Annotated in this window: 15 protein-coding genes; 13 read left to right on the top strand and 2 right to left on the bottom strand. The window is 57.8% G+C overall.

Translation table 11 applies throughout. From position 1 onward, the window contains the following. The first annotated feature begins 58 nt into the window (after positions 1-58). The 3 genes from ASD00_RS24090 to allB are packed head-to-tail and all read left to right on the top strand — an operon-like array spanning position 59 to position 3,384. Positions 59-709, top strand: coding sequence for an aspartate/glutamate racemase family protein (locus tag ASD00_RS24090; protein ID WP_057209498.1), 651 nt, complete (start codon positions 59-61; stop codon positions 707-709). Then, complete coding sequence (locus tag ASD00_RS24085) at positions 709-2,016, top strand: Zn-dependent hydrolase (protein ID WP_057209495.1); 1,308 nt, start codon at positions 709-711, stop codon at positions 2,014-2,016. Before ASD00_RS24090 ends, ASD00_RS24085 begins: the two co-directional genes overlap by 1 nt. Before the next feature lie 15 nt (positions 2,017-2,031). Then, positions 2,032-3,384 carry an allantoinase AllB gene (allB, locus tag ASD00_RS24080; RefSeq protein ID WP_057209492.1) on the top strand — a complete coding sequence of 451 codons (1,353 nt, stop codon included), beginning with the start codon at positions 2,032-2,034 and terminating at the stop codon, positions 3,382-3,384. Between the two features lie 503 nt (positions 3,385-3,887). On the opposite strand, the gene ASD00_RS24075 is transcribed toward allB, so the two are convergent. Continuing rightward, entirely contained in the window at positions 3,888-4,793 is a 906-nt protein-coding gene (locus ASD00_RS24075) for a DUF535 family protein (protein ID WP_244496119.1), read from the bottom strand. 840 nt (positions 4,794-5,633) lie between these two features. Here ASD00_RS24075 and ASD00_RS24070 point away from each other — a divergent pair. The 10 genes from ASD00_RS24070 to ASD00_RS24025 all read left to right on the top strand — a co-directional run bounded on the left by ASD00_RS24070 (position 5,634) and on the right by ASD00_RS24025 (position 16,766). Further along, positions 5,634-6,119 carry a GNAT family N-acetyltransferase gene (locus ASD00_RS24070; RefSeq protein WP_057209487.1) on the top strand — a complete coding sequence of 162 codons (486 nt, stop codon included), beginning with the start codon at positions 5,634-5,636 and terminating at the stop codon, positions 6,117-6,119. Between the two features lie 30 nt (positions 6,120-6,149). Beyond that, positions 6,150-7,199: an ABC transporter substrate-binding protein gene (locus tag ASD00_RS24065; protein ID WP_082523710.1), complete on the top strand. Its 1,050-nt coding sequence runs from the start codon at positions 6,150-6,152 to the stop codon at positions 7,197-7,199. A gap of 69 nt (positions 7,200-7,268) precedes the next feature. Next, the gene (locus tag ASD00_RS24060) at positions 7,269-8,348 is read left to right on the top strand and encodes an ABC transporter ATP-binding protein (RefSeq protein ID WP_057209484.1); all 1,080 of its coding nucleotides are present in this window, start codon (positions 7,269-7,271) and stop codon (positions 8,346-8,348) included. Between the two features lie 29 nt (positions 8,349-8,377). Next, complete coding sequence (locus tag ASD00_RS24055) at positions 8,378-9,511, top strand: ABC transporter permease (RefSeq protein WP_057209482.1); 1,134 nt, start codon at positions 8,378-8,380, stop codon at positions 9,509-9,511. Next, a complete protein-coding gene (locus ASD00_RS24050) occupies positions 9,508-10,278 on the top strand; it encodes an ABC transporter permease (protein WP_057209479.1) in 771 nt (256 codons plus the stop codon). Before ASD00_RS24055 ends, ASD00_RS24050 begins: the two co-directional genes overlap by 4 nt. 171 nt (positions 10,279-10,449) lie before the next feature. Beyond that, the gene (locus tag ASD00_RS24045; protein WP_244496114.1) at positions 10,450-11,664 is read left to right on the top strand and encodes an amidohydrolase; all 1,215 of its coding nucleotides are present in this window, start codon (positions 10,450-10,452) and stop codon (positions 11,662-11,664) included. Then, a complete protein-coding gene (locus ASD00_RS24040; protein WP_057209476.1) occupies positions 11,661-13,175 on the top strand; it encodes an aldehyde dehydrogenase family protein in 1,515 nt (504 codons plus the stop codon). The genes ASD00_RS24045 and ASD00_RS24040 overlap by 4 nt, the downstream gene beginning before the upstream one ends. 43 nt (positions 13,176-13,218) lie before the next feature. Continuing rightward, positions 13,219-13,701 (top strand): hypothetical protein, encoded by a 483-nt coding sequence (locus ASD00_RS24035; protein ID WP_057209473.1) that lies wholly within the window; start codon positions 13,219-13,221, stop codon positions 13,699-13,701. Continuing rightward, a complete protein-coding gene (locus tag ASD00_RS24030) occupies positions 13,698-15,443 on the top strand; it encodes a GMC family oxidoreductase N-terminal domain-containing protein (protein WP_200951490.1) in 1,746 nt (581 codons plus the stop codon). Before ASD00_RS24035 ends, ASD00_RS24030 begins: the two co-directional genes overlap by 4 nt. A 438-nt stretch (positions 15,444-15,881) precedes the next feature. Then, complete coding sequence (locus ASD00_RS24025; RefSeq protein WP_057209471.1) at positions 15,882-16,766, top strand: LysR family transcriptional regulator; 885 nt, start codon at positions 15,882-15,884, stop codon at positions 16,764-16,766. Between the two features lie 850 nt (positions 16,767-17,616). On the opposite strand, the gene ASD00_RS42540 is transcribed toward ASD00_RS24025, so the two are convergent. Then, the gene (locus ASD00_RS42540; RefSeq protein ID WP_244496117.1) at positions 17,617-17,751 is read right to left on the bottom strand and encodes a zinc-binding dehydrogenase; all 135 of its coding nucleotides are present in this window, start codon (positions 17,749-17,751) and stop codon (positions 17,617-17,619) included. Between the last annotated feature and the right edge of the window lie 3 nt (positions 17,752-17,754).

Below are 17,754 nucleotides of genomic sequence, written 5' to 3'. Positions count from 1 at the left end.
CCCAGGAAACTGGCCTCGCCAGGCTCTTGCCTGCCTCACCCTCACAAGGACGGCGATAATGCGAATTCTTGTCATCAACCCCAACAGCAATATGAAGTTCACCAGTATCATGGACGAATGCTTGAACCCACTGCGCACTGGGGCCTTCGCTATTGACTGTGTGACGCTTAGCGGAACACCCCTCGGCATCGAGACACAGCGTGATATCGACAACGTAATCGCCCCACTCTGCGCCGCTGTGCTAGCCGAAGATGCCGAGACCGACGCTTTCGTCATTGGTTGTTTCGCAGATACCGGCTTGTTCTCGGCGCGCGAGGTGACATGCAAGCCCGTGGTCGGATTATGCGAAGCCGGACTTGCAAGCGCCCTCAATCAAGGGGAACGCTTCGGCGTTATTTCCACGTCCACCGAGGCCAAAAATGCGGAATTGAGGCTCGTTCGTTCGTACGGCCTTCTGGAGCGTTGTGTGGATTTCAGGCCCATCAACGTGCCGGTCGTCGAAATGCTGGACGATAGTACCGTCCGGGAGAAGATGCTCGATGCAGGCCGCAGCCTGAAGGCACAAGGCGCCGATGTGCTTGTGCTAGGCTGCGCAGGCATGGTGGCCCATCGCACATATCTGCAGGAAACACTGGGTATTCCCGTCGTTGATCCGGCCATCAGCGCGGTCGCCATGGCCATCGGTATCGCCGCAACGAGGTCGAGATAATGGCGATAGCGACAGTTCTCGATGCCTTTCTCGCCTCCTATGATAGGGGCCATGATCTGGATGGCTTTTCGGGCGCGCGTCTCGCCGCAAGGCTTGCAGCTATAGCCCAGATTGGCATTACCCCAGATGGGGGCTCGGCGCGGATGGGGTTCTCTCCACAAGAAGCGGAGGCGAAAGATCTCGTCTGCAGTTGGATGGAAGAAGCTGGATTGAGCGTGCGTTCGGATACCGTCGGCAACTGCTTCGGTAGACTACCCGGACTCGACGGCACCTTGCCTCTTGTGATGTGCGGCTCTCATATTGATACCGTGCCCGCTGGAGGGCATTTTGATGGCGTTCTCGGAGTTTTGTTAGCTCTCGAAATGGTCGAGATGTGGAAGGAAACTGGCTTCGTACCGGAGCGGACCTACGAGATAGCAATCTTCACGGACGAAGAGGGTACAAGGTTTAATGTCGGCTTCGTCGGCAGCGCGACCATGACCGGAGCCTTGCCGGCGGATGAGTTGAAGGGTCTATCCGATCAGGACGGCCGTAGCTTTCCATCAGTGGTCAAACAAGCAGGCCTTTCAGTAGAGAACTTTCCTGAGGCACAGCGCGACCTGTCCGAGCTGGCCGCCTTTGTCGAAGTTCATATCGAACAGGGATTGGTTCTTGAACAGCAGAATCTGCCGATTGGTATTGTCAGTGGCATTTGTGGGCTAATCGGACTTGAAATTACACTGAAGGGCATGGCAAGCCACGCTGGCAGTACGCCAATGAACTACAGGCGCGATGCCTTGGTAACTGCGGGCCGGATCGTGGCTGAGATCAGCGCCCTGCCGTCACAGTTCAGCACCACGGCGGTGGCGACAGTGGGCCAGTTAACGGTTTTTCCCAACGGATCAAATGTAATCCCCGGAGAGGTGCATTTTAGCGTTGATATTCGAGACATCGAAACCTCAAGCCTCGAGAAGCTATCGGCGCGGATCGTCGCCATGGCAACCGAGTTCACTGATCGTGATGGGATTGAGTTGTTGTGCAATAGGGTGTCGTTTGCACCGCCTGGTGCAGTCAACAAGCAATTGGTCGCCAAGCAGGAGGAGATCGTCCGCGGCCTCGGTATCGAGCCCTTCAAACTACCGAGCGGCGCTGGCCACGACGCTATGCAAATCGCCCCACATGTTCCCACCGCAATGTTCTTCGTTCGTAGCAAGGATGGCATCAGTCACAATCCCAGTGAGTTTTCTTCGTTGCAGGATTGTGCCGTCGCCGCGCGTGCGCTTTCGGCCTTCCTAAGGACACTGCTTTCAAGAACAAACGAGTTCTGAATTGAAAGGATTCCCATGTTCGACCTTGCTATAAAACGCGCTCATATTGTCGGAGAAAGCCAGACTACTTACGGCAATCTCTACGTGAAGGAGGGCAAAATCGCCGCGATCAGTTCGGAGGAGCTACCCGCATCGAAAGCAGTCGACGCCGATGGACGGATGCTGCTTCCTGGCGGCGTCGACCCGCATGTGCATTTCAACGATCCCGGCTATACGGCCGGTGAAGATTTCCATACCGGGTCGATGTCGGCGGCTGCTGGGGGCATCACGACGGTCTTCGAGATGCCGCTAACAGACCCTCTGACTGCCGACAAGGAGTCATTCTTACTCAAGAAGAATGAAGCTACGAAGAAATCAATCGTCGATTTCGGCCTCTATCTGGCATTGACACCAGATAACATTCCGCGTGTCGATGAACTTATGCAGCTACAACCCATCGGGTTCAAAGCGTTTATGGCCTATTCGCCCGAAATTCCGATGCTGGCGGATGGCGAGTTGCTAGCCGGTATGAGGGCGGTAAAAGCCGCTAAAAGCCGGCTCGCGGTCCATTGTGAAAACAACGACATAATCACTTATCTTACCAAGAGCCTAAAGCAAGCAGGCCGTACAGATCCGCGTGCTTATGCTGAAAGCCGACCCGATTATTCGGAATGGGAAGCCGTACAGCGTGCCGTGAGCCTCGCAATGATCTCGGGTGCTCAGCTTCACGTCGTTCATTCGAGCACACCAGAAGGTGCACGAATTGTTGCGCAAGCGCGCGCTGCCGGACATAACATTAGCGTCGAGACGGCGCCGCACTACCTGTTTCTCGACACGGACGACCTTAACCGCCTAGGTCCTTGGGCACAGTGCAATCCGCCGTTACGCGCGCCCGGCAATGCCGATCGGTTGTGGGATGCAATTCGCGATGGGCAGCTAAACTGCATCGGCACGGACCATGCGCCCTACACCTTTGCGGAGAAAGAGATCGGCGTCAAAAACATCTGGGACTCTCCCGCCGGGCTGAACAACATTCAGACATCCATCCCGATGCTACTAGGCGAAGGCATGGCACGCGGCATACCGGCTACCACAATCGCAAAGCTATACGCGACAATGCCAGCCAAGCTGTTTAACATCTACCCCCAGAAGGGATCGATCATGCTTGGCGCAGATGCCGACATGTTCCTATTCGACCCAGAAGAAACCTGGACCGTCCATGTCCAGAAGACATTTTACAAGCAGAAATGGTCACCGTTCGACGGTATGCAAGTGAAAGGTCGAATCAAATCCACCTGGCTACGGGGAACGGCGATTTACGAAGATTCAAATTCGGGTGGGGCAATTTTGGTCGACCCCGGCTTTGGTTCCTTTATTCCCGGAGCATAGAAGCCGCTACCCGGAGTTCAGTCAAAGCACATGGCACGGCGAACAGATTCAGTTTGCCGTGCTATCGCGTCAACGAAAACCTGCTCAGCGACACCGCGATTCCATGCCTGGCACCTCTGATCTCTAACTTTGCCCCCTCTCCTCCGATGCTCCGCGCGAACTCGAGAACACGAGCGCATTGCTCCTGCCCCGAAGGGACGGGCAAAGATCGCCTTCGGGTCAAACCAAGACCAAGACGGAGACAGATCATGCCGAACGGACCGCCCGGATTACCCGCTGCGCCTCGTCGACAACTGCGCCGGCGCGCACGACAACGCTACCTGTGACAACCTCGATCATCGGGCCTGCCACCTGCACCACGGCTGTCTCGCAAGCCGAAAGCCGCCATGGAGCACATCGCGCGTCCAGAGCGTCACGGCGCCAGGCTCCAGCGCCTCTGCGACAACGTGCGCTACCGACATCCGACCACTAACCCCATTCGCCAGACGGGCCCTCCTTGCCGCTTACGACCTTTCTACAGCTGCCTGTTGGTTTGTATGGCAACCACTTATGTCGGTGAGCATCTGATTTATCAGCGCCTGGCGTAAGCGCCAGGCAGATCGCTTTGACGGCGCAACCTCCTCAATGGATCGCCGCCGACGAAACGAAGGCAGCTCGAAAGTGTAAGGATCGCGTGCAACTGCACCTAGCTCGATCCAAAATTGGTCGTAATCTGCCAGCCATTTTTTTCCGCGCTTGGTCTCGAAACTAATGTGACCCAGGTTCGAAACAGCCACGATGCTTTTGGCGGCGAAAGATACTTTCAGTTCATATATCGCATGGATCAGCAAGTCTTTCGGTCTTAGCCCGAAAAGATCCCGTGTCACTTGGACTGTGAACGACTTACCGTACTGCTTGGCACAGCCTTGTAGCCCCCCCACCCAAAGGCGGATTGGACCTCCGTTCATGACCGCTCCGACCGCGAAACTGAGTGTCGCCACGGAAACTCCGTCGTCCACCGTAAGCAACCTGCAGTTCAACTCACCTTCTTTGGCGAGCCACCTAGAGGTTCGTTCCAGTCTGAGCTCATATCGAGCGCCACTTCGCCCCGCGAATGTTGACAGGGCGAACCCACCCTGGATCAGTAACTTGCGGACACCTGCGGATCCTAGCGTATCGAGGAGAACATCGTAATGAGAGCTGAGCAAGCGCGAACGCTGGGCCGGTCGGAGCGCGTTTAGCAAAAATCTACGCGCTGGCTTCGTTGCCAAGTCGAAAGGCACAACTTCAACGAGAGATTGTTCGCAGATCGTATGGAGTTTTTCAAGCCATCTTAGCGTGCTTAGAGGCGATCGGAGAACGCCCAACCACAACCGGCGTTTCTCTCTGAGACTGGATGGGCCCAAACGGCCGAAGAATGGCCACCCCATCCACAAACGGGCTCGGAACAGAGGTGCGTCATCGGAGTTTTTAGCGGTTGCTACCTTACCTAAGGCACTCTTTTTTTCTAGCTCGCGGTAGAGCACTTAACGACACCTCTGCAATGACTGATGCGCCAAGGTTCTAGGCAGAACAGTCAAGGACATGTCGACGTATGATGGGGGATTGATGGAGACTGATGGCCGAAGCTGCGCACAGGAGCATCCGCGTGCTTATGCGGCCTGCGTTGTGGACTGCCTAGACCCGCAACCAGTTCTGACCGATGCCTTGTCGTGTACGCGCAGAAGAATCGCGCCTCCGTTCAGGCGCGCTCCAAAGAAGCCCATTCCCGGCGCCGACGGCCGCGCCTGACGTCCTTAAGTAGCAACTCTCACCGTCGAATCCTGTCCCCTGGCCGAACATCGTCCCGATCGGAGAAGCGATTGGCTAGAATCTCCCTGGCCATCGCCGCCAGCTGGGCCAAGCCTGCCGTTAAAAAGATGGCATCGTCGAAGGCCACGCCGTCACGGTCCGACAGTCGGATTTCTGTCCCTCAGCATCGCGCTTTGCATGGAGTTCGGCTGGTCTGACGTTCGGTCGTCATATTGCTCGAACGCCGTTTCGATTGGACGTCGTTTCTAGGTCGAAACACGGCTCCTCATCGGCGGTTTTGCCACTAGAGTATCAGCTAATTTCCATAGGCTTTTCCTATGTCCTTCTGATGCCTTTTTTCTTGTGGGAAAGAAATTCGATGCAATAATAACTCCTCTAGCGCCCGCTTTTCCTGCACGAGAGCAGGGAAATTATCGACACCTCGGCGGGCAAATAACTCAGAATCGGTAGTGTACTTTATGCGTGATAACCTGATCATTTGTGAGCTCTCGTCGGGGCGACGCGACGCCTTTTCGCAGGTTGTCGATTTGATCTACGGCCAGTGGCAGGACATGGAGTTCTGTTCGGACCGCGAGAAGGTAAGTGTCAGGATTCAAGGACGCATGATCGCCGGTCGCCTACCGTTTTGCTATGTGGCGAGCAGCACAGACGATCCGTCGGTCATACTCGGGACGGCGAGCATATCCTTGCACGAACTGCCTGATTTGAACCAGCGGGTTTATTGGCTGAGCGAGGTTTGCGTGGCTGCCAGGCATCGTGGCCGCGGGATCGGGCGAGAGCTGATCTCCGCATGCATCGCCAAGGCTCGGGAGCTCGGTGTACGGGAGCTTAGTCTCTACACAGCAAGGCAGCGCGACCTTTACCGGAGCATGGGCTGGACACATGACGCCGATATCGTCGTGGACGGGGAGACCTGCGCGCTCATGTCCATCGCTCTGACGTAAATGAAAAAACACAACAAGCAGGGGACCACCATGAAAAACAAAACGAATTTCCGTTCATCGCTGATTACGGCGACGCTTGTGCTTGCCTCGGCAGTCAGCGCGCACACCCGTGACCTAACCATCGTTTCTTGGGGTGGCACGTTCCAGGATGCGCAACGCAGCATCTTCTTCAAACCCTTTCAGGCGAGCTATGGTAAGCCCGTACTCGACGAGTCCTGGGAAGGCGGATACGGCCTCCTGCAATCCAAGGTAAGCGCTGGAAATCCCAACTGGGATGTCGTCCAGGTCGAGGCCGAAGAATTGGCGCTTGGCTGCATGGATGGAATCTACGAGCCGATCGACTGGAAACGTCTCGGTGGAAAGGACCAATTCCTGCCAGCAGCAGTCAGTGATTGTGGAGTGGGCGCAATCATCTGGTCTACCGGCATCGCCTACGACAGGGATCGGCTTGCGCAAGGTCCCACCTCTTGGGCGGACTTCTGGGATGTCGACAAGTTTCCCGGCAAGCGTGGACTTCGGAAGGGCGCGAAATATGCGTTGGAATTCGCGCTACTCGCCGACGGCGTCCCTGCTGGAGACCTCTACAACGTGCTTGGCCAAGAGGAAGGGGTCGAGCGCGCCTTCAGGAAGCTGGATGCACTGAAGCCCCATATCGTCTGGTGGGAATCCGGTGCCCAGCCCCTACAATATTTGGCCACGGGCGAAGTGGTCATGACTGCAGCTTTCAATGGCCGGATCAGTGGCATCAATCGCGATGAGGGCAAGCATTTCGAGTTCGTCTTCCCCGAGAGCATTTATGCGATCGACAGCTGGGCCATCCTGAAAGGAACGCCCTTTACCGAGGCGGCAATGGACTTCATCGCTTTCGCGAGCGAGACAGAAAATCTGATCAAGCTCCCAGCTTATACCGCCTACGGACTGCCCAGGATCAGCGCAGCAAAATTGGTGGCCGAAGAGCATGCTAAAGATTTGCCGACTACGCCTGCAAACCTTGAAAAGGCCATCCCCCTTGACGCGGATTTTTGGAGCGACAACGCCGAGCAACTGTCGGAACGCTTCACCGCCTGGCTTGCCCAGTAAGGCACGGTAGCAGGCCGACGCGGACATGTCGGCTTGCCGGCAGCATGGCAACATTAGACAGGGGCGCACGTGTCCGACAGTTTTATCAGATTTGCGAAAGTCACCAAAGATTATGGCATCTTACGGGTCGTTCAGAAACTTGACTTAGACATTCGCCGTGGCGAGTTCGTCAGCTTACTGGGGCCGTCGGGTTCGGGCAAGACGACCCTGCTGATGATGCTCGGAGGGTTTGAGACCGTCACAGATGGCACGATCACACTCGACGACCAGCGGATCAACGACCTGCCGACCTATAAGCGTGACATGGGGGTGGTGTTCCAGAACTATGCCTTGTTCCCGCACATGACCATCGCCAAAAACGTGGCTTTCCCTCTAGAGATGCGCGGTATGCGCAAAGCCGAGGTTGCCAAGCGCGTGACGAAGGCACTTGATATGGTGCAGCTCGGCCATCTGGCGGAGCGTCTGCCCGGCCAACTCTCGGGGGGCCAGCAACAGCGCGTAGCGCTGGCTCGCGCGCTGGTGTTCGAGCCGCGCGTCGTGCTGATGGACGAGCCGCTCGGCGCGCTCGACAAACAACTGCGTGAGCGGATGCAGCTTGATATCCGTGACCTCCATCACCGTCTGGGCCTGACGATCATCTTCGTCACCCATGACCAGGACGAGGCATTGACTATGTCCGACCGGATCGCCGTGTTCAATCGTGGAGAGATCCAGCAATGCGCCTCGCCGCGTGAGGTCTATGACCATCCAGGTAACCGGTTTGTCGCCGAATTCATCGGTGAAACTAATTTGATCGAGGGCAAGATACAGGCAATTGATGGCGACACACTGACTATGGCCCTGCCCGACGGAACCAGATTCCGCACCCATGGCATGCCGGGCCTTGCAGTCGGTGCCGAAGGGCTGCTTTCGCTGCGGCCTGAGCGGATTGACATTCACGGCCAGAATGTGTCGCTCGACGGGCTGAACGTATTGCACGGCGAAATCACTGATACCGTCTACCAGGGCGACCATCTGCGCGTGGTGATCAAAAGCGCCGCTGGCAGGCTCATTATTGTTCGCATCGACCGCAAGGCCCCTGAATGGCCAACCGGATCGCAGGTGGCGGTCAGCTTCCGCACTCAGGATGGCTGGGTGATCGCGCCGTGAGAGGATCACCACGCTTAAAGGCGATCCTGATGATCGCGCCGCTTTTACTATTTCTGGGTCTATTCTTCGTCTGGCCTTTGGTCACGGTAGTTTCGCGGGCCGTCTCGGACCCGGCTGTTTCGCGCGTGCTGCCGCGCACCGCAGCAGAGATTGCAAACTGGGATGGCGAAGCCGTTCCCTCCCAGAAAATCCAAGCTGCATTGAACGCCGATATCGTCGAAAATACCAATGAGATTGCAATGGGTGACGTGATCCGGCGCCTGAATTCCTCGAAATCTGGCTTCCGCTCGCTGATGGGCAAGACGGTCAGCGCGGTGAAGGCAAATCCCAATGTCCTGCTGGTGGAGGTCGATAAACGTTGGGGCGATCCTGCGTTCTGGAAGGCGATCCAGGCCAACGCCTCGTCCTATACCGACGCTTTCCTACTGGCGTCTCTCGACCTTGAGCGCGACAGCAGTGGCTCGATTGCGCAAATGTCCGAGAACGCATCAGCGAACAGCACGACCATCCTGCGCACACTCTGGATTTCGGCGCTAGCGACCCTGTCCTGTCTGCTGATTGGCCTGCCCTATGCGATGGCGGCGGCTTCGGTTTCGGGTTGGAAACGGGCTTTTTTGCTGGGAGCAGTCCTGTTGCCGCTCTGGACCTCGCTTCTGGTTCGAACCGCGGCCTGGATGATCATCCTGCAGGAACACGGCATCATCAACCAGATCCTGATCGGAATTGGTATCGTATCCAACCCGCTGACACTGATCTACAACCGTTTCGGTGTGGTGCTGGCGATGACCCATGTCTTGTTGCCATTCATGGTGCTGCCTATCTATTCCGTGCTTGTCACCGTGCCGAGCAATTTGATGAGCGCCGCTGCTTCGCTGGGCGCACATCCTATACGGGCTTTCTTGCGCGTGCTGCTGCCGCTGAGTATGAGAGGGGTGATCTCGGGCGCGCTCCTCGTCTTTATGACCTCGATCGGTTACTATATTACGCCGGCTCTGATCGGGGGCGCGACGGATCAGATGATCTCTTCGGTGATCGCCTTCTATGCGATGGGCTCTGCGAACTGGAGCATGGCGGCCGCGCTCAGCGGGATCCTGCTGGTGCTGACCCTGCTACTTTACACGCTCTACAACGGGCTTTCGCGTGAATACGGACGATCCCGATGAGCCATATCAAAGCCATATACGCCTCCCTAATTGTCATCTTTCTCATGGCACCGCTGCTGGTCATGCTGCCGCTTGCCTTCACCTCCAGCGCCTTTCTGGCATATCCCATCCCGGAATTCTCAACCCGCTGGTTCGAGGAGCTGTTTACCAACTCAGTGTGGAGTCGGGCCATCGTGAACAGTCTGATCGTGGCCAGCGCCACCACAGTGCTGGCCGTCGTACTCGGCACCCTGGGTGCACTGGGTTTGAGATCGCAGGCACTGGTGATGAGTTCGCAGATCCGCACGCTGTTCCTCTTGCCGATGGTGGTGCCCGCCGTGGTGTTGGGCGTCGGAATGCAGGCGCTTTTTGTGCGGTTGGGGATCAACTCCAGCTTCTTCTCCGTCATAGTAGCCCATACGGTTATCGCCATGCCCTTCGTAGTGATTTCTGTTTCGGGGGCACTCGCGGGGATCGATAGGCGGGTCGAACTGGCGGCAGAGAGTCTCGGGGCTCCGTCCTGGAAAGTGTTCAGCCTTGTGACTTTACCATTGGCGATGCCAGGGTTGCTGTCGGGCGCGGCGCTTGCCTTCGCCACCTCCCTCGATGAGGTGGTGCTGACCCTTTTCGTCGCCGGCCCGAACCAGCGCACGCTGGCGCGTCAGATGTTTTCGACCCTGCGGGAAAATATCAGCCCCGCTATCGCCTCGGCGGCGTTCATCATCATTGTCGGAACCATGGTGATTGCGGTGTTACTTCTGATGACGAGGCAACATCGCAAAGCGTGAGGGTAACTAGTCGATGAATGAGTGACTGCCCGCGTGCATAGCCTGTCCGAAAGCTTGAATTACAGTGTGAGGTTTCTCTTACGTTTCCAAAGAAACGTCTTTTCTGTGCATTTTTGTACATCACCAAAGTCACTTGTAATTTTAATCTCCAGATTTTTGAAGGAAAATGTTGTGATCGCCCCAATCGTTCCGCTTGCAGATCAGATGACCCGATGGCGCCGGCATCTTCATGAAAATCCCGAGATCGCCACACAGGAAGTTAAAACCGCTGAATTTGTGGGCACTGAGCTTGACGAGATGGGCATTCCCTATGTGGGAGGTATTGGTGGACACGGGATCGTCGCCACCCTGTCTCGCCCGGGCTCCAAACGGTCGGTCGGCCTGCGGGCCGATATGGATGCCCTACCAATCACAGAAGAAGGCGACCATGAACATGTGTCGCGTAATCACGGCGTCATGCATGCCTGCGGCCATGACGGCCATACCGCTTCGCTCCTGGGGGCCGCCCACCTGCTGTTGGCAGATCCAGGATGGAGTGGGATAGTCCGCCTGATCTTTCAGCCAGCCGAGGAGACCGCTGTTGGCGCCTTGGCGATGTTGCAGGATGGGCTATTTGATCGGTTCCCGATGGACAGGATTTTTGCCTATCACAACTGGCCCGGACTTGAGGCTGGCGTGGTGGCCACGACTGCCGGACCGATCATGGCCGCGGGCGGGCGAATCTCGATTCTTCTACGCGGAAAGCCGGGGCATGCGGCTATGCCTCATCAATCGCGAGACACGCTGCTCGCCGCCAGCCACCTACTGACGGCACTGCAGTCCATTTCCGCCCGGGCAACGGACCCGTTCGATGCATTGGTGGTCAGTGTGACCACCATGCAGACCGGACTGGCATTCAACCAGATTCCGGGAACGGTCCAGCTAGGCGGTACGATGCGCACGCTCAGTGTCCAGGTCCGCGACAGGGTTGAGGCAGAGATACATCGCATCTCCCAGGGCATCGCATTGGCTTTTGGGGTCGAGGCGGAGGTGAACATTAGGCGTAGCGTGCCTGTGACCATCAACGATCCCGAATCGGCGAACCTCGCGTTGCGAGCCGCAAGATTGGCGGGAATCGATACCATAGAGGGTATCCGTCCCAGTCTGGCGGGTGAGGACTTCGCCAATTTCCTAAACGAGCGGCCCGGAGCAATGGTTTGGATCGGCAATGACATGGCCGGTGGAGCTAGGCGCGATCTCCACCATTCCCGTTATGATTTCAACGACGCAATCCTGCCGGTCGCCGCCCGCTGGTTCGCCGCGGTTGCTCGGCTCACCCTGGACGAAAACAAATCGCTCTCGGATGGACAGCTTGAGGATCATTTCAACAGCGAGGTGCATCAATGACCATGAAATGGAACCCCGCTACCGGAACCGTTGCGGCGGCGCATGGATGTCTGCCCTCGGGTTGCCTGAATGGCCAAACGCTCTGGATCGGCAACTCCTGGGAGGCGGCCGCAGAAGGGGAAGGTCTTGCGGTCATTTCGCCGCGCGATGGGCAGGCTTTGCTCCGGATCGCCTGTGCAAAGGCCGACGATATCGACCGTGCTGTCGTGTCGGCCCGTGCCGCTCTGCCCGGATGGCGTAACATGGACGGCGTTGCACGGGAGAAAATCTTGCGCGCAATCGCCACCGGGTTGCGCGCAAATGCTTCTGCCTTCAGCCTGCTTGAGACGCTCGATGCCGGCAGACCGCTACGCGATACGGTGCATTCAGCCGAACGTGCGGCAGGGCTTTTCGAATTTTACGCCGGGCTGGCCAGCAAGATCATGGGCCGATTGGCGCCGCAGCAGTCTGGACGCACAGGTCTGATCGAATACGAGCCATTTGGTGTCTTTGCCGCGATCACTCCGTGGAACTATCCATTGTCGAACGCGGTGACGAAACTTGCCCCCATTCTCGCCTGCGGCAATACCGTCGTGCTCAAGCCGGCGGAACTGACCCCGCTCGTCACCCTCCTTCTGGCCGAAGTCATGGCCGAGGCCGGGCTTCCGACAGGGGTGGTGAATATCGTGACTGGCGATGGGGCGACCGGAGCTACGCTGGTCAACCATCCGGGCATTGATCGGGTCAGCTTCACCGGTTCAACCGCGACCGGCCGCACGATCGCTGAAGCCGCGGCCCGCAGGCTGAATGGCTGTATCCTTGAACTGGGCGGTAAGTCGCCCATGCTGGTCTTTGGGGACGCCGATCTCGCGCGCGCGGCCGATGCGGCGATTTTCACCACTTTCTCCAATCAGGGGCAGACCTGTACCTCCTGTAACCGCATCCTGGTCGACAACTCAGTGCGTGAGGCCTTCACACACCTGTGCGAAGAGCGTCTGGCGCGGCTACGGATTGGCGATCCGCTCGATCCCGCGACCCAGGTCGGCTCGGTGGTTTCGCACGGTCAGATCGAACGGATCGAGAGTCTTGTAAGGGACAATGGCGGGCGGACGATCGGCCTGCCGAACTATCGGCCCGTCCCCGGTGGAGCCTTCATCCGACCGAGGATCATCGACGTTACGGATTCGACTTCCCCGCTCGTGCGGGAAGAGATCTTCGGCCCGGTGATGACATTGCAAGGCTTCACCTCGGATGACCAAGCCTATGAATTGGCCAATGCCACAGAGTATGGCCTGGCGGCCTCGGTGTGGACCAGCAGCCTTGCCCGCTCCGAAGCGGCACGACACAGGATCGAGGCAGGGATTGTGTGGATCAACTGTGTCCATGCGTTGTCGCCTGCCCTTCCTGTTTCAGGCCACAAAAACAGTGGGATGGGCAGCGAATACGGACTGGAAGCCATCGAACAGCATATGCGGCTGAAAACCACCGTCCAGATGAGCGGCGCCTGGGCCTCTCCCTTCAACAACGACTGAGGAACGCGAGACTTAAGTTTTTCCAACAGATCGGAGACGGAAAATGAATCTACGCCTCAAGTATGCCGGACGGCGCGCGTTGCTTGCCTTGTTGCTCGCCACCGCGATGCCGGCGGGAGCCGAGTCCGTGATTTGCTACACGCCGGATGCGACCACGGCCGCCTCAGCGCTGCAACTGAACGAAACCAACATGCTGGACTCACCGCCAATGGACCTCTTGCCGGTATTGCAGGTGACGCCCGATCTGCGCATCCGCTCGCTTGGTCCCTTGAGACAGATGGCATTCCTGCGGTTCAATTCCGTCCAACCGCCCTTCGGCAAGACCGAAGTTCACAAGGCTGAGACCCATTTGATCGACCAGAAGGCGGGGATGTCGGTCGTCGGTGGAACGGATGTCGCCTACCTGGCCGCCGAGAACCTGCGCGTCGCACTTCTGGGCAAATTCTCTTCGCTGATGGCATTCAATAAGGCACCTACGGGCGCGCTCGACACGCCGCTTTCGGTATTGCGGAATGTTGCGGCATGACCGGCAGTGAACACCAGATCAGGCTGGGGACACTTCCCCCAACAAAACTGCCGGAAACCCCGGAGATTTTTGATTTTCTCATCATTGGTGGCGGATCGGCCGGCGGTGTCCTGGGATCGCGCCTGTCTGCGGATCCGCGGAACCGCGTGCTACTGATCGAGGCGGGGCCCGAGATCACCGAAGAGGCAATGCCCGCGGCGGTAAAGTCTGCGTATCCGGGGCGAGCATATTTCGACCCACGACTGACATGGCCGGAACTGAAGGCCAGACTGTCCTCTGCAGCGGGAACGCCGGAAGGCCCCTATGAACAAGCTCGGGGGCTGGGCGGTGGCTCTGTCATCAACGGAATTGGCTCGAACCGTGGCGCGCCCCAGGATTACGAAGAATGGCGTCAGGCAGGCGCCGATGGCTGGGGTTGGGATGATGTGCTGCCCGTTTTCCGCAGGCTTGAAACCGACGCCCGCCATGGCGATGAGGCATCGCTGCACGGCAAGGACGGCCTGTGGCCGATCACCCATATCGACCCGGCAAACTTTACGGGCTTTACCCGTGCCCTGCACGCAGCCCTCGCGGCAGAGGGCTATGACTTCCATACCGACCAGAATGGTCGATGGCAGGACGGTGTTTTCCCTACCGCCGTGAATCTGAATTCGTACGGCGAGCGCGCCTCGATCCCGACGACATATCTGCGGGCGGAGGTCAGGCAGAGACCCAATCTGACTATCCGTTGCGACAGCCCAGCAGAGCGCCTGATCATGGAGGGATCGCGTGCCATCGGCGCGATGATTCGAAGCAATGATCGCCAATGGTCGGCTTATGCGCGCGAGGTAATCCTTTGTTCCGGGGCCTTAGGCACGCCCACGCTACTGCTGCGCTCCGGGATCGGGCCCGCGAAGGATTTGCACAGCCTTGGGATTCCGGTGGTCGTTGACCGTGCGGGCGTGGGGCGCAATCTCATGGAGCACCCCTCGATCGGGGTTTCGGCACTGCTTCGTCCCGGCGCGCGGCTTCCAGCGAATGCCTATCACATCCAAAGCATCCTGCGCTGGTCCTCGGGGCTTGAGGGCACGCCGCAGGGGGACATGCATATCGCGCTTGCCGCTCGCGCTGGCTGGCACGCGGTTGGGGCCCAACTCGGTCTTCTGTTTTCATGGGTAAACAAGTCCTATTCGACCGGACTCGTCACCCTTGATTCGTCCGACCCTGCTAAGCCGCCCCGGGTGGATTTCCGGCTGCTGTCGGACAGTCGCGACAGGATGCGCCTTGCGCAGTCGTTCCGGCTTTCGGCACGTGTTCTCGCTCACCCCGAGGCGGCCTCTGCGGTCCTGCGCGCCCTCCCGGCCAGCTATTCGCCACGCATTAAGAAGCTGCTTGCCCCCACCCTGCGCAATGAAGTGCTGACCCGGGTTGCCGCCCCGCTCATCGACGGGATTCCGTTGTTCCGCGACCATGTGCTGCGGGTCGCGCAAGGGGATGCGCCATCTCTGGAACACTTGCAGAATGACTACCGGGCGCTAGACGCTTTTCTACTGAAGAATGTTAGCGGCGTCTGGCATCCCTGCGGCACCGCCCGTATGGGCCGAGCCGATGACGCGCTGGCCGTAACCGCGCCGGATGGTCGCATCCATGGGATCACAGGTCTAAGGGTCTGTGACGCCTCTCTGATGCCCACGATTCCTTGCGCAAATCTCAACCTTCCGGTGCTGATGATGGCCGAGAAGATCGCCGACGCGATCCGGTGAGACTGGTTCGTAAGTGGGGCATGAAACTCCTTGATCCCGAGGCTGGAACAGTGCTCTTGCAGGGGAAGGATCGGCTGGGGCTGCGTCCGGGCAAAAACCCCAAAAGGCTCCAGCCAGTCTCAACCCGCATGAATTCGAGCCTATCGGTCACAAGGTCACTTGCTGAGCCGCAAGTCATCATGAAGGGCGGATATTCGGGAGCCGCCATAGCGGAGCGGGGCCCAAATGGCTGTGCGAGCATTGAAAATGCGCTATGCGGTCGCTGAATTGTCATTCGCGCCCGGCCCGATCACCCGGTAGTGGCCGAATGAGGCCGCGCCTCTGTCAAAGGAAGACCAACCACGGCCAGGTACCTTGCAGCTTTAATCACACGTTCGGTAGACTGGCTGGAGCCGGGCGTGAAGAATTTTCCCGGGTGACTGGCTGCAGGTATTTACGATGTCCATGAACCTCCGACAAATGGAAGTATTCCGCGCAGTGATGCGGGAAGGTTCGATCACAGCTGCCGCCGCTGCTCTGGGTATTTCGCAGCCGTCAGTTAGCGAAATGTTGCGACATGCAGAAGAGCGCTGCGGTATCCGTCTGTTCGAGCGCGCGAAAGGCAGGCTGCGCCCAACTGCCTATGCCTTGCGCATACGCGACGACATCGAAACGGTCTTTCAGCAGGTTGCCAAGGTGAACCGGCTGATCAACGAATTAAAGAAGGAACGCGATGTGGACCTAGTATTGGGCTGCGTGTATTCGCTTTCTCTCTCGTTGGTCCCCAAGATCATCTCGCAACTTTATCAGGTGGAGCCAAACGTCAAACCGAGCGTTGTTGCTGAAAGGCGGAACGATCTGACCAGAAAAGTTAGCAATGGCATCATTGATGGCGCCATCAGCTTTCTGTCGGAGCCTAATGCAGGTGTCGAAACGCTTGTTCTGAGGGAGGCACGACCGCGTTTCCTGTGTCCGAAAGATCACCCATTTTCGGAACGTACCGGAGTGTCCATGGCAGACATGGGAGAACTCACCTTCATCGGCTATCTGCCGCATTTGACTATGTTCTCTTATTTGGATGATCAGTTTCATAAGGTTGGAATGAACTTTCGCTCGGTCTTGGATGTGGAACAAATCGTGCAGGCATGGGCTCTGGTGCAGGCACGGCGGGGGGTCGCGATCGTGGATCCATTTTGTGAGCTGGACAATCTGTTTCCCGATGTGGTTTCGATGGAAATCGTGGATGCCGACCCCTTACCACTGCAGTTCATCTCATGCCGTGGAAAGCCGCTGTCACGCACGATGCAGAAGCTTATACCTCTAATCGGGATCGATGCTCCGTAAAGATCACGACCGCCAGGCGCAACGGTAGTATTTCGAACCTCCGGTCTCCTGCGGAGAAGCGGTCGTAGGAGTTCGGGCCTTAGGATCACTTCTGGAGCACGCTCAGTTTTCCATTCAATACGCAGGACATAGGCGGACAACACCGTCTGAAGGACGGAAGCAAAAGATCGGCGCTCTCTTCGTATCGATCTGAACATGCAGGTCCATACCAGGGGCCGCGTCGGGAGCAGGGTCGCTCCGACAAAGTTGATACCCACATAATCAGTCGGAACACTGACAAACAGTTCGTCGAACAGATAAAGAGAAACGAGACAAAACCGTTGGCTCCTTGCCGTTCTCCCAGATACGGGACTGCCCCAGGGCACCCTGACGGCAGGCTGCTTGTTTCAGACCGTGTGGGATCTCAAGGGTGGGAACGACCCAGGGCGGCCGCTTGAAACGTCGATGGCGGCCGTCTCTCCGGCATACTGACCGCCACCGTCGTTTTTCTACTCGCCCGCAAAGAACGTTCAACGGACGGTTACCGGCTCGTGCTGGTTGTAATTGGAATCGGCGCCATTCTGTCAACCATCTATACCTGCCACGCACCCGCGCAGTATGACTAGGATCAGGACCTATTAATTTGGCTTTCAGTTTGAGCGATTGGACGACTAACGGTAGCGTTGGGCCGCCAAAAGCTGAAGATGGTCTTATATAGCTAGCAAGCGCGTAAGGTGATTCCGACGCCAGACCCGCCACTGTCCATATGCCATCACTTCCACAAGGCCGCAGTGAGCGGCCGTTGCTTGGTCCACGCTGACGGAAGCAATGGACCAAGCGCATTGGCTTACATCGAGGCCCTCAATCCCGATTATTGTGATACGGTGATAACAACCTTACCGAATGGCCCGCGTTCGAGATGATCGAACGCTGCATGGACCTCGTCAAAGTGATAAACACGGTCAAGCACCGGTTTGATCCCATGCTCATCGATGGTCCGGTTCATATC

It is taken from the genome of Ensifer sp. Root31 (genome assembly GCF_001424825.1).
Taxonomy (GTDB): Bacteria; Pseudomonadota; Alphaproteobacteria; order Rhizobiales; family Rhizobiaceae; genus Ensifer; species Ensifer canadensis.
The sequence above is the reverse complement of the archived record's forward strand: the minus strand, read 5'-3'. Positions and strand labels throughout refer to the sequence as shown.